Here is a 26,647-nt window from a genome sequence, read left to right as displayed (position 1 = left end):
GCCTGAGAATGTTCATCAGATTCGACAAAAATCCGAATCTTTTGACGGCACCGCACTGACCATTTCATTTGCCTCTCACACGCTGGCGGGTTTCCGCCACTTGCCAGAGCAGTCAGGCTCCCGACAGTCGCGGCCTGCAGGTTTTGAGTGGCCCGGCTGACTCGGGCGTCACGTTCGGTCACGCTACCCTCTGCAGCCCGAGAGAAGACATAGCGCGGGTCGAAAGAAATTCGGCATACAAGTTCATGGGTTACAAGAATTTGGCCCTAAAGACAGCGACCACGGGGGGCGAAACCGATGCTTCGCGAAGCCGAACCAGCCTCTATATTCTTGACCTAAGGGCAAGCATTCGGCCACCTCAATTTTGGGGTAAACCCGCGCAATCGACATATGGCCTTTCTGGCTGATTTTCGCCGAAGCTTGGCCGCTTTTCGCCAAGATTAGCAAATTAACGGTTTGTTCATTGAGTGTCTTTAGTTCATGGCTTAAGTCTGCCTGCAATATAACTTACCTGACCTTGAATGTCGTTTTGATTCAAAGCGTTAGGATGTATGCAGGGCAAGTGACGCGTCGTGTAAAGAGTTGTCTTAGGTGCATAAGTGCCGTTGTTTCTGAGCCAAACTTAAAACACTAGCGGAGACTTACTCGCACATGGGTATCACAACTAATTTCACGGCTGAGTTCTGGACTCTGCTGTCAGGAGTTTCTGGTCTCAACGAGATCGATTTCGATGCCCCACCGGCGGCGACCGCATCGGTCGCGCTACTGGACACCTTTACAACAACGGGCAGCTTTTGGGACGGCGGGCAGGACGACGATTTTGCCGCGCGCTATACCTCAGACCTGCGGGTGACAGAGGCCGGAACCTATACCTTCTATCTCACATCGGATGACGGGTCTTCTCTGTCAATCAATGGTGCACCGGTCATCGACAACGATGGATTGCATGCGGCGCGTGAGCAGACAGTGACGGTGAATCTGGCCGCCGGAACTTATCCGATCGAAGTTCGCTACTTCGAAGCCTTTGGTGCGGCGACCCTCGCTCTTGACTGGTCAGGCCCTGATACTGATGGCCTGCGCCAGACCTTGACGCGTGATGCCGGGTCTGACGATACCGGAACTGATGATACTGGTTCCACCGATGAGAACCTTGAGTTGTACGTCAATGGCGTTTTGTCTGAATTATCGTCCTATGGTAACGCCGAAGACGCTGGAAAAGCCACGGTTTCGAGCAACGACCATCGTGTCATACTGTCCAATAACGCTTGGAAATCCATCGCCATCGACGCGACAATTACAGAAGATACCTATCTAATCTTCGACTATCAAAGTAGCGCGGAAGGCGAGGTTCACGCGATCGGCTTTGACCGGAATAACGCGGTTTCACCGGATTGGTTGTTTCAGCTGGACGGGACGGAAACCTACGGCCTGCAGGACGAAAACGGTAAATATACGACGGGATCCGGTTACCAAACCTATGCGATCAAGGTTGGCGATTACTTCCAAGGCGACTTTAACAGGCTCGTTCTGGCGATGGATGATGATGCGGATGTTGGCGGCAATAGCGCATTTCGAAACATTACTATTGCGGACGCTGTTGAGGTAAACGTTAATGGGGTTGCCTCTGCGGTGTTCTCCTACGGTGGCGACCAAGACGAAGGCAACGCTGCGATTTCGGACAACGACAGTCGCGTTCGGTTGACCGACAACGCTTGGAAAGCGATCGCCATCGACGAAACCATAACCGAAGATACCTACCTCAATTTCGAATTTCGAAGCGATGCAGAAGGCGAAATCCACGGGATAGGATTTGACCAAAACGATGCACTATCACCAAAGTGGATCTTTCAACTGGATGGCACTGGCACTTACGGCCTGCAGGGCGAAAACGGCCAATATACAACGGGTGATGGCTATCAGAGCTATTCCATCAAGGTTGGTGATTATTTCCAAGGCGACTTCAGCCGCCTCGTACTGGCGATGGATGACGATGCTGATGCCGGCGCCAACAGCTTTTTCCGCAATATCACAATCGAAGAGCGTCCGGGCGACACCGATGGTGGCAACGGTGGAGACACCGGAGTAGATCCCGGCGGTGACGACATTGGCCCTGCTGCCTCGATTCCCGGATATGACGGCCCTATCCCCCCTGTCACCTCTGCTCAGATCGAGGCCTTTGTGACCGCAGTTCGCGCCGAGGGTGAAGGTATGGCCCATATGGGCATGGAAAACATGGCTGCCGAACATATGGCTGCGATGAATCTGGCCCCGCGAGACGAGGCAAGCCACATTGCAATCGCCAATGGCGACTGGGATGATCCGGACATTTGGTATAACGGGCAGGTGCCAGGCGAAGATGCGACCGTCCTGATCCCTGATGGGATCATGGTGAACTACGACCATGTTTCGGATGTCTCGCTGTTTACCGTACGCGTCGATGGCATGCTGCGCTTTGCCACCAACGTAGACACCCGGATGGAGGTCGACACGATTGTCGTCTCGCCGGAAGGCTATTTGCAGATGGGGACCGAAGATAATCCTATCCAGCCTAACGTTACCGCGGATATCGTTTTCGCCGACAACGGCAATATCGATACCAATTGGGATCCGATGTTGCTGTCGCGTGGGTTGCTCAGCCATGGCGCGGTCGACATTTACGGTGCTGAGAAGACGGCCTTCTTGGATCTCGCTGAAGATCCAATGGCCGGTGACACGACGCTTCAATTGACCAGCCTGCCCGAAGGCTGGCAAGTGGGCGACAAACTGGTACTGACCGGAACGCATCTGACTGGTTGGTACTGGGACAACGATGTCCGTGACGTGATCCATCACGAGAGTGAGGATGAAGAGCTTGTCATCACGGCCATCAATGGCACCACGATCACATTTGATCGTCCGCTTGAATTCGACCACGATGCTCCGAGAGACGATCTGTCGGCCTATGTCGCCAACATGTCTCGCAACGTCACCTTCTCATCGGAAGGCGGCGACGACTTGCCGGTGCACCAGCGCGGTCACGTGATGTTCATGCATTCTGACGATGTCGATGTACGCTATGCAGGTTTTGTTGATCTCGGACGGACCGACAAATCAGAAGACGCATTCGATGTCTCGACTCTGAGTTCGGTGGACTACGATACCAATATCAAGGCGCGGTACTCGTTTCACTTCCACGAGACCGGAACGCTGGATCAGGAAAACCCTGCAATTGCGATCGGTAACGTTGTCGACGGCAATCCCGGCTGGGGTTACGTGCATCATGGTGCCCATGCCGAGTTTACTGACAACATCGCTTATGATGTTTTCGGAGCCGGTTTTGCGGCCGAGGACGGTGACGAAACCGGTATCTGGTTGCGTAACATGGCAATCGATATCCAAGGTATTGGCCCGGGCGACTACACGGTCAAAGACGCCGGCGACGCAGCGCGTCATGACAACGGACGCACCGGTGATGGCTTCTTCTTTGCCGGTCGCCTCGTCGAAGCTGCCGAAAATATTGCGGCCAACGCAACCAATGGTTTTGTCTGGTTCCACCGCTCTGCTCCGGATGGGCCACAGACGGAAAACCTGGATCAGCCGGAAATCGGTTATGGCAACGATACAATGAGGCCTGATGCCGCTCCGATCCACGGCTTCAGAGACAACGAGGCGTTTGCCACCAATACTGGCTTGATCGTAATCAAGGCCACCCCGGCACAGAACCATGATATCCGCTCGGTGTTTGATGGGTTCACAAACTGGGAGACTCGTGAAGGCGTCAACATCTCGTACACCGCGCATTACACGCTGATCGACTTTGATCTGACTGCGGTGAGAGAACTAAACCCGTTTCAGGATACCTGGCCTGGGCTGACATTCGGGACCAACACCTACGACATGGTGATCAATGGTATCACTATGGACGGTTTCGAGACCGGCATAGATATGACGCACAATGTCATTCCGGACAACGGGCAGCCAGGCACGAACTTTAACAACTTCCTGATTGATGGCCAGTTCATCAATGTCGATACGAACCTCGAAGAGCTTTACAATGGTCAGTTGCAGCAAATGACAAGCTCGCAGCTGGTTGATGGGCGTTTGGAGTTTGACCTGCAAACCGATACCTTGCTGAGCGTTGGCGATACTCTTAGCTTAAGTGGTATCAAGACCGACTCGATCGGGACGACCGATCGTCAGGTCGCTACTGATCCACATCAGATCGAGGACTGGTACGATATTGCGCGTCTGATCGCGGACCAAGGGTATTATACAGGCGCCGATGGGCAACCGATCGTTCTGATTGAGGATTATGTCGCCGACCGTGCGACCGGCGAACTGTTGAAGATCAACCATGCGTTTACGCTCGATCTGACGGTTTCGCAGGTAGAGAACGAGTATCTGATAAACCAGGTGTTTGGTGGCGCAGAGTATCATGGCGCACTCAACCTTGGTGGTCCGGCACCGGTTGCAGAGGCAGACAGCTTTGTCTTTGCACCGACAGACAATCAGGACCTCTATATTGATGTGTTGGCCAACGATTACGATCCGGATGGCGGCGCTATTCGGCTCGATGGTCTGGTCGACCCGGTTCATGGAGACGTATTCCAGCAGGACGATGGTACGCTGATGTACCGTCCGGATCGCGGCTACACCGGAACGGATACGTTCGACTATTGGTTGGCCGACGAAGAGGGGAACTTCTCGAAAGGAACGGTCACCATCGAGGTGTCAGACAGCCTCATGTAATACTTGGGAAGGCCAACGGCGGTGCCTCTGCATTAGAATTTGACATTGTGACGTGTCGTGCCGATGTCAGATAGCTCTACCTGCCTTGGCCTTCCCAACGAAACGCCGTGCTGGCTTGGAACAGAATTCCAATAATCCACCGCCATAGGGCCTTGCCTCCTGCGAATTGGCGCAAGTCGCAGGGCCATTTCCGATGGCGTGACTAAGGTCTTGCTATAAATTCCAAAACCCTATCGAAGACGTCGGATGGGATTGCGGGACCTATTGCGAGACTTCACATAGGTCTGCGTTATCGGTTGGAGTTCTGTGCTCTTGACTACCGCTCGATGGTGCCGGAGAGTCCACCTGACAATTTTGGCATTTATCATATCATTCACACGGCGGCGTACTGGGTTTTGCATCTGTTTTATCCGTTGTTCATAAGGGCCTCCGGAGGCACTGGCAGATGACACTGAAGGAAGCTAAGGCTCGGTCGTGGGATGTTATTGTCATCGGTGCCGGAATGGGTGGCGGAATCGCGGGGCGGCGCCTCGCCGAACGTGGCCTTTCGGTTCTGTTCCTCGAAAAGGGGCGGGCTGGTTACCGAACCGAGCGCCAACCCTACAACCCTGATGTTGCCGATCCGCTTGCGCGTTCTCTGCGTGGGTACTGGCCAAAACCCGTCGAGGCGCATGATGGCGACTCGGTTTCGCACTATTTCGCGCCGCTCGGCAGCGGCGTTGGGGGTTCATCGGTGTTCTATGCGGCGGCCCTCGAACGGCCCGAGCCGCATGATCTGGATCCCGCAGAGGGTATCGAACACCCGACTGGTGGTTGGCCGGTCGGATTTGACGCCTTCCTTCCCTATTTTGATCAAGCCGAAGATTTGCTCTATGTGCGCGGTGGCATAGATGCCTTGTCAAAGGTCCCCTCAGTCAACTTGCGTCCACCTCCTGAATTGACCGAGGAAGAAGAGGCCATGATGACCGAATTTCGCGGTCGTGGCCTCAACCCCTACTATTCGCATATCGCGCAGAAACGGCTGGAAAACTGCGATAATTGCGTGGGCGGAAAATGCCCCCGAGCCTGTAAAATGGATGGTCGCTCGGCAGGAGTGGAACCGGCACTTGCCAGCGGTCGGGCCATGCTCCTCTCTGAGTGTGATGTGGATACGCTGGAAGAGGAATCACCCGGGCGGATTACCGGGGTGCGAGTCCGCCATGGCGGTGAAACCACTACATTGCGGGCAAATACATATGTTCTGGCCGCCGGGTCTTTTGGATCGCCGACGCTGCTTTTGCGTTCGACCGGGCGCTCTGAAGCAGGCTGCGCCAATTCAAGCGACTGGGTTGGGCGCGGATTGATGTTTCACATCGACAATTTCTTTGCTGTCTGGCCGAAACGCAGGGGTAAACCAATCGGGAACAGCCGGGCCGTGTCCACCCGCGATTTCTATGTTCACAAGGGCCAACGTCTGGGCCTTGTGCAGTCGATGGGATACGAGGCCAACTACGGTACGATCTTGCGCTTTCTGCTGATGCAATTCGAACGGTCGCGATTTGCTAAGCATACGAAACTGCGGCGGCTCTTGAACATTCCGGCGTTGCTGGCGGCCAAGCTCTTTGGCAACGCGGATGTGTTTGTGGCCCAGATGGAGGATTTCCCGGTGCCTGAAAACCGGGTTATTCTCAACGCAAAGGACCCCGAGGTGTTTACGTTCGAATACACTGTCGCGCGGGATGTGTTTACGCGTCAGGTCGTGCTGCGCCGGATCATTCGCCGGGCCCTTGGCTGGTGGCGGATGATGTTTCTGTCGATCAAGCCGATCGTCAATGTGGGTCATCCCCTTGGCACGTTGCGCTTTGGCAGCGACCCCACCACTTCGGTTCTCGATCCGGATTGCAAAGCGCATGATCTTGACAACCTCTATGTCGCGGATGGGTCATTCATGCCGACGGCAATGGGGGTCAACCCAAGCTTAACGATCGCCGCCAACGCCCTGAGGGTGGCCGATATTATTGCTGATCGGAAAGAAATGTCAGCGGAACATCGCGAGGTATCATGACGGATTTCAGCCAAGAGATTCGGGACGGAATGGCCGTTGTCACCGGAGCGGGCGCGGGTTTGGGGCGAGAACTGAGCCGAGTTCTTGTTGCCGAAGGCGTCCGGGTTGCAGGCATCGGGCGCAGTACTGCCCCGCTTGCTGACCTGGCGGATGAGTTGGGCGAAGCATTCCTACCCGTCACCGCCGATGTCTCCGATCAGCAAGCAGTGGAACAGGCGTTCCGCAAGATCGAAACCGTCGCCGGGACCCCAACGATCCTGATCAACAACGCGGCGGTTTATCCCCGCCGGGATATTCTGGACGAAACGCCCGAAAGCTTCATGCAATCCGTGAACATCAATCTGGGAGGCGTGTTCTACTGCTGTCACGCGGTCTTGCCGGGAATGGTGACACGGGGCTATGGCCGAATCGTCAACCTGAGTACGTTCGCGCATATCGCCCCTGCCCCCACCGCAGCGGCCTATTCGGTGACCAAGGGTGCCGCGCAAACCTTCACCAAATCGCTGGTGGCTGATCTCGGAGATCGCTTTCCAGATATCGTCATCAATGATTGGATCCCCGGCGCGCTCAAAACGCAAATGGGCATCCCGGATGGGATTGACCCGGCAGATTCCGCGAAATGGGGAGTGCGTCTGGCCTTGTGGCACGATCCTATGCTGACGGGTCGGCTGTTTGACAGGAACATCGAGTTCTTGGAGCCTGTCTCGTTGAAACGCAAAGTTCTGGACAAGCTCATTGGCCGCAAACGCATACCCCTGCAATTGTCCGAAGACTGACCAACCGTTGACCACGCGTTCCGGCGCCGGAGATGGTTGATCAAAATTGGCGGGAAATCCGCACCGCGCGACCCTCACCTGTCACAGCACGACGCTTTGGGTGATCAAACCTTTATCACATTCGTCATCGACAGCCCCAATCGCGCGAAAACATTTCTGGTGTCGACTACGGGACACTCCAGATCCAACAGCGCGGCATAGTCAACGGCGTCATGATCTGTCGCCACCAATACGGCGTCAAATCTGTGTCGCTCCAATTCCGCCAGATCAATTGCCTGTCGGGCTGTATACTGGCTGTAGTGCCGCATCGGTGGAATTTCCGGCACATGGGGATCGATATAGCTAACGCGCGCGCCCGCTTCATCCAGCAGTTGCATCAACTTCATCGACGGGCTTTCGCGCATATCCGCGACGTTTTTTTTGTAGGCAACGCCCACCAACAGGATATGGCTGGCAGACAATCCCTTCCCACAAGCCCGGTCCACAATGGCGCGCAACCGGTCGATGACGTGATGCGGCATGTTGGTGTTGATTTCGCCTGCCAGTTCAATGAACCTGGTCGGTACATCATACTCGCGCGCTTTCCAGGTCAGATAGAACGGATCAATCGGGATGCAGTGTCCGCCCAGACCGGGACCGGGATAAAACGGCATGAATCCAAAGGGTTTGGTCGCGGCCCCGTCGATCACTTCCCAAACATCAACGCCCATCTCATCATAAACCAGCTTAAGTTCGTTGACCAAAGCGATGTTGACAGCGCGAAAGATGTTTTCGGTGATCTTGACCGCTTCGGCCGTTTGTGTGGTCGAGACCCGCACTACCTGATCCACGACATTGCTATAGAAGGTTTCGACCAACTCGCCCGCAACCTCGCCGCTGCCAGCGACGATTTTCGGGATGCTCTTGGTGTTGTAACACTTGTTGCCGGGATCTTCGCGTTCGGGTGAGAATCCCACAAAAATATCTTTGCCAAGAACCAAGCCACTGCTTTCCAAGATGGGTGCGAGAACTTCGTCGGTGGTGCCCGGATAGGTGGTGGATTCCAGTACCACCAAGGTGCCGGGGCTGATATGGGCGGCGATCTCGCGGGCAGTGTTCTTTACAAAGGTCAGGTCAGGCTCGCGCTGTCGTGTCAGTGGCGTTGGTACGCAGATGATGATCACTGAACAGCCCGACAGCCCGGCGAAATCCGTGGTCCAGTCAAAACGGTTGTCGCCGATGACCTGGACCAGTTCGTCATCACTTACCGCGCCGATATAGCTCTTGCCGGCGTTCAACTGATCCATTTTGCTCTGGTCAATATCAAAGCCGGTTACAGGGTACCCCCGCAACGCCGTCGTAACGGCGAGCGGCAATCCGACGTATCCCAGTCCGATCACCCCAACTCGTGCTTCAAAATTATTGATAGCTTGTTTCAAGCTCATCATGGACGCCTCTGACCTCAAGGGATGCGCAGGTGCGACTATCCCATCTGTTTCTACCCTATTGCGCCTGCAATACGGGGGAATCCTCAGATTTGAAACAGTACTAGCAGAGACGTTGATCCGAAGCACAGATCAACGTCAATTTGCAGTGAGAGACGCGGAGTTCAGAATCAACGTCCCAATCGCGATTGGCCAGTAAGACGCAGACGGAACTGTCGTCTTGATCCCGACAGTCCCATCAGCGCTGTTAGGCGATCAACAGATCCGATCGCACGGAGTTGAACCTCTTCAGGCTGCCTTCACAACCCAAACTTTGACAGTCTGTTCGCCACTTTGCGGTAGAGAACGGGAGGCAGGATGTCTTCCATAAGCGCACGGCGGGCGACCAGACGATCGGTCTCGTCGACAGTACCCGGGCGGGGCTTAAAGATCGTTGTGTGCGATTTGCGCGAGGCGTCCCAGGTGGCCGTGTAGTAATAGAGCGCGATGGATTGGCGCGGCTCTCCGTCCGGGTGGTTGACGGGTTCCGGATTGCCGTGGAACGTGTCGGACCCAGTTGAGAAGCACACCATGCGATTGTAGATCGGCACAAAGCTAGCTTCTTTCTTGGTCATCTGCTTGTCCCAGATCTCGAACGAGCCGCCCCAATCTTCCTGCCAGTTCTTGTTGAGATAGATCAAGACGTTCAAGCGGCGTTCGACATTCATCTTTTTGTGCAGATTGAAATCGGCGTGAATATCCAGATGCCCGCCATTGAGCGTCTTGTGAATGCCGGCGCCCATGAAATACGGGTCCGGGATCAGGCCCTTGATGCCTGTCATCTCTTCAAGGAACAGGATGAAGGGGCGAGAGTTGAGCGCATAGAACAGGTTCTTGCTGTAATCCGGCAACCGCTCTGGAATGTAGGAGAATTTCAGGTTTTCCTGAGCGCGGTTATAGCTGTCTTCCGCCTCGGGCAGCTGTTTGAGGTCTTCGCGAATACCCTCGAGGATCTGTTCCGGCAGAAAATTATCAATGCAAATGTGGTTGTAGGGCTGGCCGCTCTGATATTCTTCGGCATAGCTGGCACCAATGGATTTGGCGGACTCTGTATCCGTCAACAAACTTTCCGAATCAATCGGATAAACAGGACTAGTCATTTCGTCACTCTCCAAAACAGCTCTTGGCCGTGTGTTAGGCCAACATTGGATCAAATTCAAATAGGATCGGGTGTTTCATCTATTGGTAACCAGACCTTTTTAGGGCAGGAACTTGCAGTTTTGTAGCCCATTTCGATCCCAGTTTCCACGCTTTCGCGCACACACTCAGCGGCTCAGTAAGGCGCCTCACGGCGCTCGTAATGAAAGCAGACTTTGCCGGCAGCGGACCGAGGTGCGAACCGGTGCTTTTCTTGGAAAACGGACTGTTATGTGCCTCGAATCTGCCGCCGGAAGAAGGGGCGCTCCTTAAGAGCCAGACACCACCCGTTCCACCTTGACGGCGGCTCCCTGCAGGGTGCCCGCATCAGCGACAAGGCCGCTATTGCAGGGATTCCGCTCCGGGCGGGGCGACAATCAGTCTGCGGGCGTTTTTGGTCTGGACCGTGCTTTCCAGATGGAAATCCAGCAGGGCATCCAACAGATTTTGCTTTATGGCTGCGGCTGCGGGATCGCTCCAAAGATTCCTGCGCTCTCCGGGGTCGGCGACCAGATCAAACAACTGCCCCTCCGATGATCCCCGGAACCGGATCAGCTTGTGGGTCTCGGATCTGGCCATCGTCAGGTAACTTGCTCCGGTCATGTTCACATCGCCAGCCTGCTCACAGAAAACGTGGCGACGGCCTGCGAATGGCTTGCCCTCAAGTGCAGAATTCAGCGAAATGGCCTCCAGCGAACTGTCGGGCGTCACCCCAGCCCATTCGAGAATTGTTGGTCCAAGGTCAAATAACTGAACCATTTCAGTGATCTTTCGCCCGCCTTTAAACCGGTTTGGGGCGGAGATGATCATCGGTACGCGTGTCACCTCGTCATAAGGGGCCCATTTCTGGCTCAGCCCGTGATCGCCCAGATTGTCACCATGATCCGAGGTAAAAATGACGATGGTGTTGTCCATATTCCCGCGGGCCTGCAGCGTGTCGAGAATCCGCCCGACCTGTGTGTCGATCATTTCGCAGTTGGCGTAGTAATATGCCCGCATTCGCTTCAATTCATCGGCGGTCGGGTCCAGTTTCCACGCGACGCTGTCATGATCGACCTCAACATCATGCGCGCGCTTTTCGATCCATGGTGCGGCCAGGGCCTTCAGGTCTTCGTCCGATACCTCGGGCAAAGGCACGTCCCGCGCCATGTATTTCTCGGCCATTTCGGGTGTAGGATCATATGGGGGGTGCGGACCGGGAAATCCGACGACCAAAAACAGCGGCTTTTCGACCGGCTTGGTCTCCAGCCACCAACAAGCGGTGTCGCCGATGAAATTATCAGATTGCAATGCGGCGGGGAGATCCCAGGTAAACGCTCCAAGCCTGTCCTTGTAGTCGGGACGCTTGCGATATTCCTCGCGCTGTTGCTTTTTCAGACCATGGCTGGCCAGCGCCTTGTCCCATTCGTCAAAGAACCAGCGACCTTCCATATAGCGGTCCTTGTTTTCGACCACGTACCTTTCGTGGAACCCGGCCTTGGCATCATAGGGAATGGTGTGCATCTTGCCCACGTTCACACAGTGATAGCCAGCGTTGGCAAGATCCGACACCCAAGTGCGGCTCCACGGTTGCCCGTTGGCGAGAACGCCATTGGTGTGCGGATAGTACCCCGTGAACAAGCTTGCGCGGCAAGGTACGCAGGATGGTGCCGTGACGTGACACTGATCAAAGCTGACACCTGTTTCCACCAGCCGATCGATGTTGGGCGTGTCCATATGCGTGGCACCAAGCGCTCGGATCGTGTCATAGCGCTGTTGATCGGTGATGATGAATACGATGTCAGGTGCATTCGACATTGCGGTTCCTTCAAAGTTTGAGTTCGTAAAAACGATTTGCCAGCACATCCAGATGCGATTGCATTGCCGTGCGCGCCGCGTCGGCTGATCGCCGTGAGAACGCCCGCAGTATGACCTCGTGGTCTTCGACCGATTGGCGCCGGTTGGCAGGATGCCGGGTCTGATCGTACCAAAACGCCCACATTTCGCTTTCGCGCATGCGCCAGAGCTGGGACACAAATCCAGACAGCACGTCGTTACCTGCCGCCTCGGCGACAAGTTCATGAAACAGCGCATCAGCCGCGTCAAACGCGGCGATGTCGTCAATCGTTTCGGCCATCCGGTCGTTGGCCTGCCGCATCCGATCCAGCTGCGCCGGGGTTGCATTGCAGGCGGCCAGCGCAGCGGTTTCGGCCTCAACCAGGCGACGGGCGGCCAGCACTTCGGACGGGGCGACGGAATCCGGTTCTGGCAATTCGGTCCGCCCCCGGACGGACTCGTCGAGCACATAGACGCCTGCGCCGACCTTGATCTCGATAAACCGCATGATTTCGAGCGCCAGCAGTGCTTCGCGCACCGTCGTCCGGCTGACATCAAGCGTATGGGCCAGTTCGCGTTCCGGTGGCAGGCGCTCTCCGGCGGCATAGCGCCCGTTCTGGATCTCCGCCGCCAGTTGGCGGGCAATCTGCAAATACCGGCGACTGCCGGTCGGAAGGTCGAGCGGGCTCAAGGCGTTTTCTCCTTCACTGTTTTGGCGCCACGGCCAATCCGTGCGGCGACATAGGGCCAAGCAACCGTCAAGATGGCGAGCGCAAGAAACAAAAGCGCGTAGGGGCGCGCAAAAATCTCCATGACGTTGCCGTCCGACATCATCAGCGACGCGCGCAATTGTTCTTCGGCAATCGGGCTAAGGACAAAGCCGATCACAAAAGGGCCAAGGGGAACGCGACAGTATTCCAGCCCCAGCCCGATGACGCCAAAGGCAACCATGACCCACACGTCGGCAAAGCTTGAATTCACCGCATAGGATCCGGTGACACAGAACACCAGAATGACTGCCATCATGCCTGATCGCGGCAATCTCACGATCTGCGCGATATAGCGAACGGTCCCCCACATCAGCATCAGCATCAGGATATTGGCGACCAGATAGGCGGCAATGATACCATAAGCGATCTGAGGTGCGTTCTGAAACAGCAGCGGACCGGGCTGTAGATTGTGGATCGTCAATGCGCCGATCAGGATTGCCTCGGTCACGCTGCCGGGGATGCCCATTGTGATCAGCGGGATCAGAGCGCCCCCGATCGAGGCGTTGTTGGCGCTTTCGGCCGCGATCACCCCCGGCTCGTGACCTGTGCCGAATTTCTCGGGTTCTTTCGACATTTGCTTTTCGGTCGAATAGGACATCAACGCCGCGATGTTCGCGCCGATTCCAGGTAAAAGCCCGATCCAAGTCCCGATCACCGATCCGCGCAGCAGCTTGCCTGCATAACGAAAATCGCTGCGATAGATGGGCAGGCGTTTCTTGGGGATCGCCATGGCTGAGCCGCTCTGCGGCGTGGCGGCGTCGCGCAGAATCTGGCTGATCGCAAAGGCCCCGATCAACACCGGTAGCAGACCGAACCCCGAAAGCATGGTGGTTGACCCAAATGTCAGCCGTTCCTGCCCGATCGAGCTGTCAATGCCTGGCAAGGCAAACGCCATCCCAAGTGCTGCGGCAAGCAACCCTTTGGTCATCGAGGCCTGCGACAACACAGCCAACATGACCAGCGCCATGAGGACCAGCGTAAAGTACTCCCACGGCCCGAATTGCAGCGCAAATCGAGCCAGTGACGGAGACATTCCTGCCAGAAACCCCCAAGAGATGATGCCGCCGATCACCGAGGCCATGATTCCCAAGGCCAGCGCACGTTCCGCCCTGCCCTGCATCGCCATCGGATAACCATCAAAAGTCGTTACGATTGAGGCAGGCGTTCCCGGCATCCGCAGCAGGATCGCGGTGATCAAACCGCCCGAGATGCCGCCCACATATTCCCCGATCAGCAATGTCACTGCGCTGACCGGGTCCATGTGAAACGTCAATGGCAGCGTCAGTGCAATCAGCATCGACGCGGTCAAGCCCGGGATGGCGCCCACCACAATGCCAAGCGCCGTTCCGATAAACAGGAACAGCAGGTTCTGCCATTCAAAGAGCAGAAAGAACGCGTCGACCATCTGCTATCCGATCGTGATGTAGAGAAAGCGGCTGAGGATCGTCGAGATCGCCAGAGACAGAACCAATCCGAGAACCGCAAAGACAGCACAGTTTAGCCATGTCCTCGCGCCAATACTCAGCCCGACCACCACGACAAAGACCGTGGTTGCCGGGACAAACGGCGCGCGCAGCACGTCCAAAGCAAACACATAAGCGACAAGCGCCACCAACACCGCCAGACCCTTGCGCGGGTCCGCATCGCGTGTCTCAGTTGTCGGTGCCAGCCAGCCCCGGCGCATTCGCATGACGGATCGGCCGGCAAGGCTTGTGGCGAACAACAGCAACAACACTCCAAGGATCCGCGGAAGCGCTGCCGAACCCAATGGTTCGAACCGAGGGGGCGGCAACTTTGCGGCACCGACGAACAAGACCACCGCCCCTGCTGCAACCAGCAGGGAAAGGGCCAGATCGGCGAGAGCGCGGCGCTTGGCTTCAGTCATTGACGTTCCTCCGCCGCAAAGCCAGCCTAGTTGATCGTTGCTGCGATTGCTTTCAGAGCGTCGAGCTGTTTGCTCGCGTCTTCCATCGCCTCGGGACCCGCTGTCCAGTATGGCTGCAACGTATTGTTTTCGAAGTATTCGACAATCTCAGGGTCGTTGATCGCCTGCTCTAGGGCCGCCGAGAGCACGGCAACGTTTTCTTCCGGGGTTGACGCAGGGGCCAGCCACCAATTGGGGTTCGCCCAAGATACGTCATACCCAAGCTCCATTGCAGTTGGCACATCCGGAAGGTCAGGCAAACGCTCGCGGCCGAAATAGACCAGCGGACGCAGCCCATCGCCCTGTGCCAGATATTCGGATGCGGCAAACAGCGCGATGTCGGCGTTGCCACCCAGGATCAGGCGCAGACGATCCGCCCCCGAATTGGCAGTGACATACCGTGTCTCGAACCCGGCTTCCTTCGCCAGCATCGCGCCGACGAAATGCGGGATGGTGCCGATACCGACCGCTTCGACCAGACTGCGCGGGTCAGCTTTGAGGTGTGCGATCAGGTCTTCCATTATCTGAAATTCGCTGTCCGCGCTGACAACCCAGACCGGGCTGCCGCCGCCAGTGTATCCTATGGATTTGAAGTCATCGAGGTCGAAGTCGCCCAGCCCCATCGCCATGGCGATCAGCGCCTGATGATGCCAGTGCACAATCGTGTGGCCCGCGTCGTCGCCGCGTTGCATCCGGTTGACTGCGTTCGCCCCAGCACCTCCGTCTGCATTCACCACGGCCATCGGCTGTGAAAGCCAACCTTGTTCCTGTATTTTCTCGCCCATGAGGCGCGCAACAACGTCGGTCCGCCCACCTGGCTTGAAGGGCACAATGACTTCGATCGGTTTGGTCGGGAAATCCTGCGCTGTCACGGCGGATAGGCCAATTGGTCCAACCGGAAGGGCCAGGGCGAGCGCCCCAACCCAAGCCGTAAGGGCTATTTTGCGTGGAAATGTGATCATTTTGGGCCTCCCCCCGTTGCATGAGACTTAGTATCTCTATATTGGACCAACCAATATGGTCAAAATCTAAAACTGTCTAGACCAATTCTGAGAAGACCTCGCAAATGACGGATCCAAGACCCAATATCGTCCTCGTCATGACTGACCAGCATGCCGCCCGCGTCCTTGGGTCGGCTGGCGACCGTCTTGCACAAACCCCCGCGTTGGATGCGCTGGCCACCAAGGGGACCCGTTTTGAAAACTGCTATTGCCCCTCGCCGTTGTGCGTGCCGTCGCGGATGGCCTTCTTGACCGGGCTGGAGCCACATGTTTCCGGCGTTTTGACCAATGATGATTACCTGCGCTCCGACATTCCGACTATCGCCCATGCGATGGGCACTGCAGGATACGATTGTCGATTGATCGGGCGCATGCATTTCTATGGCCCCGATCAACTTCACGGTTTTGCCAAGCGACCTATCGGCGATATCGGTCCTAGCTGGCCGGGGTCCGGCGCGCCGGATATCGGGCCGCTGACCTCTGCGCGGGGCAATCGCGGCCCGGAGCTGGAGGGTTCGGGGCGCGGCGAAACCTCGTATCAGGCTTTTGATCACGCGGTGACCGATCATGCGGAGCGTGAAATCAATGACCTCATCCGGAAACGCGAGGCTACGGGCCGCCCGTTCTTTGCCTTGGTCAGCCTGTTCTGCCCGCATCCCCCCTACATCGCCCTGCCCGAGGATTACGACAAGGCGGAGCAGGCCGGCGTACCTGCCGTTCGCCTGCCGCCTCCAGAACGTCGTCATCCCGCATTGGCCGAATGGGCCGCCGCGGGTGGGGTCGATGATGTCTCTGCCGAAGCCATACACAAGAGCCGGACCGCCTATTATGCGCTGGCGCACATGATCGACCGGTTGGCGGGTCGGGTCTTTGACACAATTGCCGACCGGAACGATACGGTCGCAATCTATACCTCCGATCACGGCGAAGCCTTGGGCGAGCGGGGTTTGTGGTGGAAGAGCACGTTCCATGAGGAAAGCGTCAAGGTTCCGCTGATCATTTCGGGTGGCGGATTCGACCAAGCTGCGGTTGATGACCGGGTGACCAACCTGACCGATCTTTCTGCCACGCTCCTGGGGCTGTCACACGCGCAGATGCTGCCCGGTCATATCGGACGCGATCTGCGCGATCACGATGATTGGCCCGAACAATGCACGTCCAGTTATTATGGCGGTTTGATGAATGTCCGGACATCGACCCTGCGACACCGGATGATCCGCAGCGGTCAGTATAAACTTTGCTGGTACGACGGGCACGACCCGCAACTTTTCGACCTGCGCCAAGACCCCGACGAACTGAGCGACATCGCAAGCAAAGAGACAGAAATTGTCGTCAATCTGGCGCAGCAATTGCTTGCGGGATGGCCACTGGATGAAATCAGCAAGATGCAGCAGACGTCGCAAGACCGCATTGGCGTGATCCGCGATTGGGTCGCCCGCTGCAAACCGGATGAACCGATACGTTGGCTGGACCCGAGGCCCGAACGCAACCGCTATCTGTGACAGTTGCGGCGGCTCGGCACTGGGGTGGGTCAATGGTTGAGCGCATTGATCGGAGATCAGAGTTCCAGCTTCTTAAAGACACCTTCTGGAATGCTGCAGATCACCGCCATGATCAGTCTCCAGATCGGGCGCACATAAATGATGTTCTTGCCGCGCTCTACAGCGTTTGCGATCTTGTCCGCAACTTCGTCTGGTTGTGCGGTCAATTTTGCGGGCAGATCCATGTCTTCGGTCATGCGCGTGGCCACAAAGCCCGGCAATACGGTGATCACATGCACCCCCTTTTTGGCCAGTCGGTTGCGTAGACCTGACAGAAAGGCCGTAAAGCCTGCCTTGGCCGAGCCGTAGACATAGTTGGTGGCCCGCCCACGCAGACCCGCGACCGAGCTGATGCCCACCAAGGTGCCCGACCCTCGCGCCTCAAATCGGTTGGCCAGTTCGCCAAGAATGCTGGCCGGGCCTTCGTAGTTCGAGCGCATCACCAAAGCTGCCGCCGCCATATCCTGTTCGTTGTCTGACTGCTCACCCATATAACCAACCGCGCAGGCGGCGATTTGCGGCAATTCTGGCAGGCTGTCGATAAATCCAGCGTGGCTGTCCTGATCCAGCGCATCAAATGCGTGCAAGGTGACATCGACATTGTGGCGCGTGGCGATATCGTTGCGGTTTGCCTCAAGGTCGTCAACATTGCGCGCAGCAAGCTGAATCGGATGACCAAGACTCGCAAAGTTATGCGCTACGGCCAGACCAATGTCCGAGCGGGCGCCAAGGATGAGAACGGGGCCTTTGCTCATAATGCGAGCCTTTCAGATTGAGAGGACTGGAATGCCCCCGATGAATTGGTTTTTTGCCGATGCGCCACAAAGGCCGCAGTCCGCGGATCGCTGTCGATGAGCGCTTGAGTACTCATCCGGGCGTCTTTGGCCAGATAGAACCGACCCCCGTGCGCGATGGTGATCCGGTCAAGTTCCTTGAGCAATCTTAGGTTCTTATCTGTCGCTGGAAAATCGAGGGCCAGCGTATAGCCCAGCATCGGAAACGAAAACTTGCTGGACTGGTCGCCAAACCGCTTGAGCACCGCCAGAAATGATCCGGCACGCGCGTCTGAAATCGCCGTTAGCAATGCCTCAAGCCCCGCCTTGGAATTGGTCAGCGGCAGGACGCATTGGAATTGCAGGAACCCTTTGCGCCCATAGGCCTTGTTCCAGTCCAGCACTGCATCAAGGGGATAAAAATAGCTGTCCCAATCCACCAGGCTATCGCCCTTTTTGCGCAGACCGACATGGTAGAAGACCGAGTTGAAGAGTTTTACCACAAGTCCGGACATGGCAAAGCCCGGCAAATCAAACGGAAGTCGTTTCTTGCGCTTGGATTTCAGCGCAAAGCGATCCTTCTTTTCGCGTGGGGTCAGATCTTCTCGACGTGCATGTTCACCCAACATCACCAGAGACCGGCCCATATCTGGCCCACCCTTCAGGCAGTCGATCCATGCCACCGAGTAAAGACTCGCGTCATTGGCCTCAAACGCGTCCATCGCTTCTGCGAGGTTCTTGGCAGGGATCAGGGTCTGCTTGATCCAGCCGGTTTCTACCGGTTGCAGCCGAATGGCGGCGCGCAGGATGATGCCAGTCAAACCCATAGCGCCGGGGACCCAGTCAAACAGGTCGGTGTTGCTGGTTCGTGAGGCACGGGTCACCTGCCCCGATGCGTCCATCACATCAACCCACTCAAGCGCAGCAGCCATGGAGCCATCACGATGGTGGTTCTTGCCATGCACATCAGCGGCAATCATGCCACCCAAAGTTACGAACTTTGTGCCTGGCGTGACCAGAGGAAACCAACCCCTTGGCAGGAAAGACGTGATGACATCCGCCAAAAGCACCCCTCCTTCCGCTACCAGCACGCCGGTATCCGCATCAAATGAGATCATTCGATTGAAATGACGCATATCGATCGTGCCACGGCGGCTCACGGCGCTGTCGCCATAGGAACGCCCGTTGCCGCGAGCAATGACACCGCCCTTGGCGACTGCGGCGGCCAACTCGGCCTCGCTGCGCGGCGCCGTCACAATCGGAACATAGATGACCGGAAACCGGCCCCAGCCGCTTAGCATCATGCCTCGCGCCTCACAGACAGTGTTGCGTCGGTGAACACAAAGCGCCGGTCAAGGTTGTATTTGACCACATAGCCAATGGTGAGGCCTATCACAGCACCGATTTCGCGCATCAGATCCGTGCTCCAGACAACCCAGAAAACCGTTTCCATGCCCCAGAAAATCGCGGTCGTGAGCAGCCCCATGATGGTGTAGAGCGTGAACTTTTTGCCATGGGCCGCAGCACCCGTAGAGACGTCATAAAAGATCCAGCGCTTGTCCAGCAGGTATTTGATGACCAGACCCACAAGCGTCCCTGCGCCCATGGCGACAACGAAGACCCACATGTCCTCGCCTGCCATCAAGACAACACGCTGCGTCATCAGGTTCGCGACCGTCGCGATGACCGCAAAAAACCCGTATCGCAGGGCCAACGCGCCCAAAGTCATAGGAGCGCGCTCCAGACCACACAAAAGAGGATAGCCAGAAAGCACAACTGGCTGGTTCGGTCTTTGGCAGCAAAAACAACAGGGTCGTCGTGCATATGCCCGCGATGCGTGATCATGATGACGCGGGTTAGCCAGTAAAGCAGGATCAGACAAACCCCCCAAAGCGCCAGCGGTGAGTTATAAAGCTGCATGACGGTTGGTGAGTTGATGTAAAGCGCCATAACAAGAACCGATACATATCCTGACGAGATCGCCACCTGACTGATCAGCGGCAGATCATCCACCTGATATCCACGGCCTGTGGCCTCCAACTTGCCGCGATTGGCCGTGTCAATCAATTCGGCCTGACGCTTGACCGACGCCAACGACAGGAAAAAGAACACCGAGAACGCCACCAGCCAGACAGAAAGTGGTATCTGGGTCGCATAGCCACCCGCGATGATCCGGATCGTATAAAGACCGGCCAGCATCATGATATCAACCACGATGCGACGCTTGAGGTTTAGGGAGTAAGCGGTTGTAGCGATGTAATAAAAGATCATGATGCCTAGGAAGGCCATATTGATGCTGGCGGCGATGATTGCGCCCAAAGCCAGCATGCCAAAGGCCATCCAGGTCCCATGCGCTATCGGAATATCGCCAGCCGCAAAGGGGCGCTTGCATTTGCGTGGATGCGCCCGGTCGGCGGCCAGATCCAGCAGATCGTTCATCACATACGCGCTGGACGCCACCATCGAAAACGAGACAAAAGCAAAGAACGCGGCAAAGAACGTGCCCACGTCATATTGGTGCGCCGCCATCATCGGCAGAAAGATCAGGACGTTCTTCAGCCACTGATGCGGTCGGATCGCCTTGATGTAAGGTTTGACGGCATTTGAGTGCGTTTGAAGATGCTCAACCTCGGCATCGAGTTTCTCGACCTTGTTTCGCAAGCCGGTGGGCGCATTGACCGTGATCGCACGGGTGGCTTGTGACCAGACCGGAATGTCGGCCTGCGCATCGCCCATATAGGCAAATCCGTCAGTATAGTGTTGCGTCAGGAACGCAGCCTTGGCCGGACCTTTGAGGTTGCGCTCGCCATCCGAGCCATAGACCTCGTCAAATATTCCCAGATGGTTAACGACGTCCTTGGCAATCCGTTCATCGCTAGCGGTGACAAGCGCCGCATGACCGCCCTTGGCGCGCCAGTCCTGCACATAGGCGATGACATCCGGATCATACGGCAATGTCTCGACGTCCAGCGGACCTGACTGCGCCAGCTCACGTTTCATCACGGCCTTGCTCTTCAACAGAGAGTTTGCCGCCTGAAATGGCACCCGCCAATCTTTCCCCAAGGCGCTCCAGAATGACTCAAACAAGATGTCGGAACGTAAGAGGGTCCCATCCAGATCTACGACCAGCACTGGCCCGCGCGATCCATTTGTCAAATGATCTGTCAATCAAAGACCCTCTACTTAAACACAGTTTGAACCAATATATATACCCGCTCAGGTAATGGAATAATACGGCAGATATATGTCTCTTATGGCGCAAATTTTCGGTTTTGCGCGCAAGGTTTCGTCGGCTATTTGGGCATTGCGGGCAAGAACGTAGATAGCGGAGCGTTCCGAGGTATCGTGTTGGTCTCCTTCACCTACCGCTCAAGCAAGAACCACCGCTCACCTGATAGCTGCGACAGATCAAGAATGTAGGAACCGTTTTCCATGGCCTGAGGTACGACCGCCCCATCGGGCAGCCTGAGACTCAGCCCTTCGGGCGCGCGGATGCGGGCCTCGCCCTGCACGGGTTCCCACAAATAGACCGACTGCTCGCGGTCTACAGGCTGGATGCGGCCCGTCAGCGAAATCAATAGTCTTTCCGAGTCCCTGATCGGTTGCCCATCCAGACTTTGCACCGCCATAGCAGCCATTGGGCCATCCATACGCACGGCAACATCGCTCAATTCAATCTCTGCACCGTCAAAGTTCCCCGCCGCCAGCTGTGTGTACGGCGTATCGACGGCAAAGAGGCCCCTGCTGAAATCCCGTCTAAACTCGCCCGTATCGGCCTCTACATATGTCGCCGCGTCCGGCAGGTATGAAACGTCGGGGTCGATCACGACAATCGCGCCCTCGGCGGCCTGCCGTGGCCTTAGCCAGTCAAGCTCGGGCACCTCCGGAAGTTCCACGACCACCCGGTGTTGTTCATACAATGTGCGCAGGGCTACCGAGTTTTCAGGTGAAATCCCGTCAAAGAGCTGCGCGGGCGTCAGCCTGAGTGCATAGGTGTCGCGCGCCTGCTGCACATGGGCCTGTCGGTACAGCAATGCCGCAGCTGGCAGCATTGCCAGCATCGCAGGATCGCTAGCAGCCTCCCAATTGCTCGGCCACAGCGCCTGGTTAAGCGCCTGCTGGGCATAGCCATAGATCATCGGGGCATCCCAGCCCTGATGCGCCGCGCTGGTCGCAATGCGCAGTGGCACGATAAACCGATCCTCGACCGGAAAGGGCGAAACGTTCCATTCCGAAATGCTCAGCGGCATGTCCGCGACTTGCCCGGCGGCAAGCCAACTCAACATGTCAGCCTGCGTTTTGGGATCGTGGGTCAACTCGCCCGGCCCGCCATAGCTGTGCATGTCGATGATCGATCCTTCGCTGAGCGATGGCAGGCCTGCAATCGTCATGCCCCCCCAGGAGTTTGTCGTCGCGATCAGCCCGTCAAATCCGCCCTGTCGCAAATCTTCCATCAACTCGGAATGAAAGCGGTGTTCCATATCGTTGAGAAAAATCTTGGACGCCCCAAACTCCCACGACCGCCATGTCTCTTCCCGATCGATCCCGTGTGTTGCGGCAAAAGCATCGGCTGCAGCCATATAGAGCGCGTTGTGCGCAGGCACGTTCTTGTCCGGCAAAAGGGCGTTGCCGAAATGATGGGTCATGTCGTTTTCGTTGGTGATCAGGACAGCGATGATTGCCGGATCGTCACGATACGCCATCCCGGTAAACGCGTTCACATGGCTCAGATAGGCATTCTGAAATTCGAGCATCCGAGCGCGGATCGATTGCGAGACATAGCTGAACCCCCGCAGCTCCGCCTGCCCTTCGTCGTTGGCAATTTCATCAAAGTCTTCGATACCATCCTCAGCTGTAAACCGCCGCCCCACCTGCAGATCCAGCCAGATATAAACCCCTTCGTCCTTCAAGGCGCTGATCCACTGATCCAGTTTGCTCAATGACTGCGGATCAAGCTGGGTTGTGCCGGCGGCATTCTCTCCGAACACGTTCGGAACGACCCAGTGGGAATCATGATGGTGGATGCGGATCAGGTTGAACCCAAGGGCTGCGATGCGTTTTGCCTGAGCCCGGATATTTGTCGGATGAGTTGCAAACAGCGCATAGGCCTGAAGGTTCGCACCCCAGAATCGTGTCGGCGTCCCATCCGCGAAAAAAAGATCGGCCCCTCGCGCATGAACACGCCCGCGCAGGCCCGCAGGCTTTTCGTTCAAAAAGCTCAGATCGGGTATTGGCGCATAAGGAAACACACGCTCTCTCGGCCATGTGTCCTCGCGATCATCCGCCAGCGCTGTACAGGCAATTGAGAGGGCGAAAAGCATGCCCAAGCGAAATGTCCTGAGAAGTCTCAAGTGATCACCTGCTGCTCTCCCGAAACCAATAGGGTTCCACTTACCTTTCCTCTGGAAAGTCACACGGTAGGCCACATGAGTCAACGATTGTACGGTTTTCCGACAACACCCGCGACTAGCCCTGAGTCCGATGCGTTCGGACGTAAAGTATCGCGTCCCAATAGGCGTATCTTGCTAGATCATGCGTTGGAAGTATCGTGCAATTACAATTTCTTGAACGACTGCCTTTACGCATCAGATTAACTTTCTCAGCGAAACTGCTCAACCGCCAATTTGCATCAGCGCCTGCAACGTTTTCCAAGCCATTCCGCCCCACAGCACATCCAGAAAATGGGAGAAGCCCCAGACCAGTGAGCACACCAGAACAAGTTGGAATCTCCGTAATGGCATCTCTTCCGTCGACGCGGTCTTAGGGAAACCCAGGCTCAATGCGATCAGCAGGGTGAAGATCACTGCGGAGGTGTGAAAACTGACCCAGCGGCCCCAGTCCACCGCAACGACATACAGCGGCAAGAACAGGAATGCAGAACCAATATAGGCGCGTAGAAACAACCGCCCGCCACCCACAAGGTGGGTACCGGTGATCAACACCAAGACCGAAGACAGAACGTATAGCAGGGTGAAAGACAGCACTTTGGGTGAAAAGAACATCCAGAACGTGGCTGTCATGTATTCCTTGAGCGGAATCTCCAGCGCCTTAATGGCCCCTTCACACATGTCCGCGCCCGCACCGGCATCAAGCACTGGCTGGCAGACGCGCATGTAGTCGATAACCGTATCGAAGCTGAACGCGATGATCAAAGTCGTCAGGCAGGCGCAGGCAACAATCGCCAGCAGACCAATGAAATCCGGCTTGGTGATCGCTGTTTTGGATAGCAAAAGATAATAGCAAAAGGCAAAGAACGGAGCGAAGAACAGGTTGCCTTCGTGACTTATGACCGCAAGCCCGTAAACAAGCGCCGAAACATATGCCAAAATTCTGTTAGGGGTTGGGCGGCTCGTGGCAAACAGTAAGATCGCAAAGGCCAGAAACGTAATCAGTTCCTTTCGCAAGCCGCCTTGATCATCAAGGGACCAGAAGCTGACAAAGAAACCGGGCGACAGGATCAGCAACCATATGGTGGCCTGAGGCTGCAACCTCTGCACGGACAACGTAATCAGCCCCACAGTGGCGATGACGAGGGAAACCTGCACCACGACGACCACTAGCACCGGGTTTAGGGAAAACGTTTCCGAGACGCGCAAAATCAGCGAGCCCATCATCCCGCGCCGAATTGTGGTGTCGACACTGTTGATGAGCCAGTCGCCCTGTTTCCAGGAGTCGCCGCCGAGTTGAAAATCCTGAAACGCAAGCAGCACGATATAAGACGAAAATATCCAGATCAGGAATTTCGGAACTGAATATGTAAATCGTTGCAAGTTGGTCAGGCCCAGGTAATTTGGAGCCGGTGTAATTTCGCCAGCTATATCGACCATATGACAGTTTTCTGACGCGGAAAAGGGGTCTTGGCGCAGCGCAAATACCGTCGCTCGTTTGTGAAAGCGACCGACGTGATATATGGTGAGAACCGCTCAATACCCAAGCGGCAATTTCGCCAGCACAGGTCAGCAGATCACCATACTGTACACTCTGACCTGAACCGCGGACATTTCTCCCATAAGGAAAGATATGTCCGCGACCAGTCATTAAATTGTCAAAGTTGTATCGTCACTGGAGCGCCGCAAGGCTCCGCGCGCGGTTAGGCGAAAGCTCAAGAGTTCTGCGATAGGCTTCTGCTGCCTTTTCCGGTTCTTCCATCTCGCGATAGAGGTCTCCCAACAACTCGCGGGCCGGCAGGATATGTCCGGGTGTAACCGGGCTCTTGCCAATCGCGTCTTCCAGATCGGCCGCCTTTGCCTGCATGGTTAGGGCGAGTTCGTCATTCCCATGGCCAAATTCGATCCATGCCTCGACGGACAGTATCTGCCCCTCGGTCAGCTTTGCCCAGTATCCTTGGTCGCGCGCGACCATCGCTTCATGCAGCGTGCCCAGTTCCTCGGCAGCCGCACGGGCCCCTTCCAGATCGCTTGACCGTGCCGCACCAATACCCTTGGCGAACCAAAGCATGGCCTCGGTCTGGGGGAAGTTCTCCCAAGGGATCGCTGAATGCAATTCCGGGGAAAGTGCTGCGGCTTGGGCCCATTTCTCCTGTTCCATAAACATGCGAACAGGTGACGCTGCGAGCGCATAGGCGCCGCCAAAACTTACCTGATGGTTGTCCTCTGCCAGCATGTCATCCACCAACACCTGCGCCTGCTCTGCTTCGCCCAGTTGGAGAAGGCCGTAGACCAAATAGTCGATCGCGTGGACATAGTGCGTCTGAATGACGTCTCCAGAGCTTTCCAATGCGGCTTCTGCCGAGCGGCGATTAAGGTCGATTGACGCCGGCCAGTCCCCGGTGCGGGTAAAGATATGCGACGGCATGTGCAGGGCGTGGGCGGCATTCGGGGCGCTTTTGTCATATTTCACCGCATAGGGCGCACCGCGGTCCTTAAGTGGCGGATTGTCATAAGCGTGAATTGCATAATGGATGACACCGGGGTGATGCGGTGCCTTCTCATGGAGCCGGTCCAGAAGATCACCGGTGGCTGCATTGACAGCAACACCCTCCTCGCCGCGAGGCGCCGAGGCAAGCATGGCCAAAGCGGCGAGCGCGGCGGCATCGATGTTATCGGGGTTTGCCTCGTAGGCATCATTTTGCGCGGCGGCCCATGCAAAAATCCGGGCGCGATATCCATCGTGATCGGGTGCGTAAAAGGCAAGCACAGCTTCTTTCAGGCCACGCTCGAGATCATTCCCAGCGGCCAAATTGGCCAGTTTTTCCGCGGCGGCCAGGCCTCGTGCAGTTTCCTCCGGGGTCGGTCCACCGGGCCACAACGGATGGAAATTCGCCATCGCGATGCCCCACTGAGCCACGGCACATTCCGGATCGGCTGTCGCCGCCTGATTGAACACACCTTCGGCCTGAATATACATCATGTTGTGCATCAGGGTCAGACCTTCATCCATCGCTGCGTCTGCCTGCGGATTGCAGCTGGTCGGCAAATCCACCCCATGGGCGTGCGCCGCAAGGCCAAGTGAGAAGAGGGCAACCACAGCCGTCGACACCCGCATCATGGTTCCTGTCATCGGAAAACTCCTTTTTACAATACATTGGGATGCGCCCATGCGCGGGTTCCATGACACCCCAAAGGGACGCGAAGGTCTTGAGCAAGTCCTGAAATCGTTCTGAAATCGGCGTGAAGGCCTGACCTGCCATTTACCTCGCCTGCCAAGTGAAAATG

General features: G+C 56.5%; 18 protein-coding genes. 4 read left to right on the top strand and 14 right to left on the bottom strand.

Going from position 1 to position 26,647, the window contains the following annotated elements; translation table 11 throughout:
* The first annotated feature begins 651 nt into the window (after positions 1-651).
* The 3 genes from ABJO75_RS15325 to ABJO75_RS15315 all read left to right on the top strand — a co-directional run bounded on the left by ABJO75_RS15325 (position 652) and on the right by ABJO75_RS15315 (position 7,548).
* Positions 652-4,728 (top strand): PA14 domain-containing protein, encoded by a 4,077-nt coding sequence (locus tag ABJO75_RS15325; RefSeq protein WP_348134342.1) that lies wholly within the window; start codon positions 652-654, stop codon positions 4,726-4,728.
* Positions 4,729-5,173: 445 nt separating this feature from the next.
* Positions 5,174-6,772: a GMC family oxidoreductase gene (locus ABJO75_RS15320; RefSeq protein WP_348134340.1), complete on the top strand. Its 1,599-nt coding sequence runs from the start codon at positions 5,174-5,176 to the stop codon at positions 6,770-6,772.
* Positions 6,769-7,548: an SDR family NAD(P)-dependent oxidoreductase gene (locus ABJO75_RS15315; protein WP_348134338.1), complete on the top strand. Its 780-nt coding sequence runs from the start codon at positions 6,769-6,771 to the stop codon at positions 7,546-7,548. Before ABJO75_RS15320 ends, ABJO75_RS15315 begins: the two co-directional genes overlap by 4 nt.
* Positions 7,549-7,652: 104 nt before the next feature.
* On the opposite strand, the gene ABJO75_RS15310 is transcribed toward ABJO75_RS15315, so the two are convergent.
* The 7 genes from ABJO75_RS15310 to ABJO75_RS15280 all read right to left on the bottom strand — a co-directional run bounded on the left by ABJO75_RS15310 (position 7,653) and on the right by ABJO75_RS15280 (position 15,619).
* Positions 7,653-8,972: a nucleotide sugar dehydrogenase gene (locus ABJO75_RS15310; RefSeq protein ID WP_348134337.1), complete on the bottom strand. Its 1,320-nt coding sequence runs from the start codon at positions 8,970-8,972 to the stop codon at positions 7,653-7,655.
* Between the two features lie 299 nt (positions 8,973-9,271).
* On the bottom strand, positions 9,272-10,072 hold the full coding sequence (locus ABJO75_RS15305; protein WP_348134335.1) for a 2OG-Fe(II) oxygenase: 801 nt from the start codon (positions 10,070-10,072) through the stop codon (positions 9,272-9,274).
* 418 nt (positions 10,073-10,490) lie between these two features.
* Positions 10,491-11,945: a sulfatase-like hydrolase/transferase gene (locus ABJO75_RS15300; protein WP_348134333.1), complete on the bottom strand. Its 1,455-nt coding sequence runs from the start codon at positions 11,943-11,945 to the stop codon at positions 10,491-10,493.
* 10 nt (positions 11,946-11,955) lie between these two features.
* Positions 11,956-12,654, bottom strand: coding sequence for a FadR/GntR family transcriptional regulator (locus ABJO75_RS15295; RefSeq protein ID WP_348134331.1), 699 nt, complete (start codon positions 12,652-12,654; stop codon positions 11,956-11,958).
* The gene (locus ABJO75_RS15290; protein WP_348134329.1) at positions 12,651-14,138 is read right to left on the bottom strand and encodes a tripartite tricarboxylate transporter permease; all 1,488 of its coding nucleotides are present in this window, start codon (positions 14,136-14,138) and stop codon (positions 12,651-12,653) included. The genes ABJO75_RS15295 and ABJO75_RS15290 overlap by 4 nt, the downstream gene beginning before the upstream one ends.
* Positions 14,139-14,141: 3 nt before the next feature.
* A complete protein-coding gene (locus tag ABJO75_RS15285) occupies positions 14,142-14,618 on the bottom strand; it encodes a tripartite tricarboxylate transporter TctB family protein (protein WP_348134327.1) in 477 nt (158 codons plus the stop codon).
* A gap of 26 nt (positions 14,619-14,644) precedes the next feature.
* Positions 14,645-15,619 carry a tripartite tricarboxylate transporter substrate binding protein gene (locus ABJO75_RS15280; RefSeq protein WP_348134325.1) on the bottom strand — a complete coding sequence of 325 codons (975 nt, stop codon included), beginning with the start codon at positions 15,617-15,619 and terminating at the stop codon, positions 14,645-14,647.
* Between the two features lie 104 nt (positions 15,620-15,723).
* On the opposite strand from ABJO75_RS15280, the gene ABJO75_RS15275 reads away from it, so the two are divergent.
* Complete coding sequence (locus ABJO75_RS15275) at positions 15,724-17,160, top strand: sulfatase-like hydrolase/transferase (RefSeq protein WP_348134323.1); 1,437 nt, start codon at positions 15,724-15,726, stop codon at positions 17,158-17,160.
* A gap of 56 nt (positions 17,161-17,216) precedes the next feature.
* Here the strand turns inward: ABJO75_RS15275 and ABJO75_RS15270 are convergent, their stop codons facing one another.
* The 7 genes from ABJO75_RS15270 to ABJO75_RS15240 all read right to left on the bottom strand — a co-directional run bounded on the left by ABJO75_RS15270 (position 17,217) and on the right by ABJO75_RS15240 (position 26,492).
* Entirely contained in the window at positions 17,217-17,954 is a 738-nt protein-coding gene (locus tag ABJO75_RS15270) for an SDR family oxidoreductase (protein ID WP_348134321.1), read from the bottom strand.
* Entirely contained in the window at positions 17,951-19,276 is a 1,326-nt protein-coding gene (locus tag ABJO75_RS15265) for an FAD-binding oxidoreductase (RefSeq protein ID WP_348134319.1), read from the bottom strand. The genes ABJO75_RS15270 and ABJO75_RS15265 overlap by 4 nt, the downstream gene beginning before the upstream one ends.
* Complete coding sequence (locus ABJO75_RS15260; protein WP_348134317.1) at positions 19,273-19,701, bottom strand: GtrA family protein; 429 nt, start codon at positions 19,699-19,701, stop codon at positions 19,273-19,275. Before ABJO75_RS15260 ends, ABJO75_RS15265 begins: the two co-directional genes overlap by 4 nt.
* Positions 19,698-21,104, bottom strand: a complete 1,407-nt coding sequence (locus ABJO75_RS15255) for a UbiA family prenyltransferase (RefSeq protein ID WP_348134576.1) — start codon at positions 21,102-21,104, stop codon at positions 19,698-19,700. Before ABJO75_RS15255 ends, ABJO75_RS15260 begins: the two co-directional genes overlap by 4 nt.
* A 230-nt stretch (positions 21,105-21,334) precedes the next feature.
* Positions 21,335-23,293 carry a hypothetical protein gene (locus ABJO75_RS15250; RefSeq protein ID WP_348134574.1) on the bottom strand — a complete coding sequence of 653 codons (1,959 nt, stop codon included), beginning with the start codon at positions 23,291-23,293 and terminating at the stop codon, positions 21,335-21,337.
* A gap of 291 nt (positions 23,294-23,584) precedes the next feature.
* Positions 23,585-24,742: a hypothetical protein gene (locus tag ABJO75_RS15245; RefSeq protein WP_348134315.1), complete on the bottom strand. Its 1,158-nt coding sequence runs from the start codon at positions 24,740-24,742 to the stop codon at positions 23,585-23,587.
* Positions 24,743-25,031: 289 nt separating this feature from the next.
* Positions 25,032-26,492: a tetratricopeptide repeat protein gene (locus ABJO75_RS15240; protein ID WP_348134313.1), complete on the bottom strand. Its 1,461-nt coding sequence runs from the start codon at positions 26,490-26,492 to the stop codon at positions 25,032-25,034.
* Positions 26,493-26,647 lie beyond the last annotated feature (155 nt).

The sequence above is a fragment of the Sedimentitalea sp. genome, from assembly GCF_039973035.1.
GTDB lineage: Bacteria > Pseudomonadota > Alphaproteobacteria > Rhodobacterales > Rhodobacteraceae > Sedimentitalea.
This window is presented reverse-complemented; position numbering and strand designations above follow the sequence as displayed.

What these genes read in the sequence shown, in the direction of transcription:
- ABJO75_RS15325 (WP_348134342.1), top strand. Translation starts at nt 652, where the DNA reads ATGGGTATCACAACTAATTTCACGGCTGAGTTCTGGACTCTGCTGTCA.
- ABJO75_RS15320 (WP_348134340.1), top strand. Translation starts at nt 5,174, where the DNA reads ATGACACTGAAGGAAGCTAAGGCTCGGTCGTGGGATGTTATTGTCATC.
- ABJO75_RS15315 (WP_348134338.1), top strand. Translation starts at nt 6,769, where the DNA reads ATGACGGATTTCAGCCAAGAGATTCGGGACGGAATGGCCGTTGTCACC.
- ABJO75_RS15310 (WP_348134337.1), bottom strand. Translation starts at nt 8,972, where the DNA reads ATGAGCTTGAAACAAGCTATCAATAATTTTGAAGCACGAGTTGGGGTG.
- ABJO75_RS15300 (WP_348134333.1), bottom strand. Translation starts at nt 11,945, where the DNA reads ATGTCGAATGCACCTGACATCGTATTCATCATCACCGATCAACAGCGC.
- ABJO75_RS15290 (WP_348134329.1), bottom strand. Translation starts at nt 14,138, where the DNA reads ATGGTCGACGCGTTCTTTCTGCTCTTTGAATGGCAGAACCTGCTGTTC.
- ABJO75_RS15285 (WP_348134327.1), bottom strand. Translation starts at nt 14,618, where the DNA reads ATGACTGAAGCCAAGCGCCGCGCTCTCGCCGATCTGGCCCTTTCCCTG.
- ABJO75_RS15280 (WP_348134325.1), bottom strand. Translation starts at nt 15,619, where the DNA reads ATGATCACATTTCCACGCAAAATAGCCCTTACGGCTTGGGTTGGGGCG.
- ABJO75_RS15275 (WP_348134323.1), top strand. Translation starts at nt 15,724, where the DNA reads ATGACGGATCCAAGACCCAATATCGTCCTCGTCATGACTGACCAGCAT.
- ABJO75_RS15270 (WP_348134321.1), bottom strand. Translation starts at nt 17,954, where the DNA reads ATGAGCAAAGGCCCCGTTCTCATCCTTGGCGCCCGCTCGGACATTGGT.
- ABJO75_RS15265 (WP_348134319.1), bottom strand. Translation starts at nt 19,276, where the DNA reads ATGATGCTAAGCGGCTGGGGCCGGTTTCCGGTCATCTATGTTCCGATT.
- ABJO75_RS15260 (WP_348134317.1), bottom strand. Translation starts at nt 19,701, where the DNA reads ATGACTTTGGGCGCGTTGGCCCTGCGATACGGGTTTTTTGCGGTCATC.
- ABJO75_RS15250 (WP_348134574.1), bottom strand. Translation starts at nt 23,293, where the DNA reads ATGCTTTTCGCCCTCTCAATTGCCTGTACAGCGCTGGCGGATGATCGC.
- ABJO75_RS15240 (WP_348134313.1), bottom strand. Translation starts at nt 26,492, where the DNA reads ATGACAGGAACCATGATGCGGGTGTCGACGGCTGTGGTTGCCCTCTTC.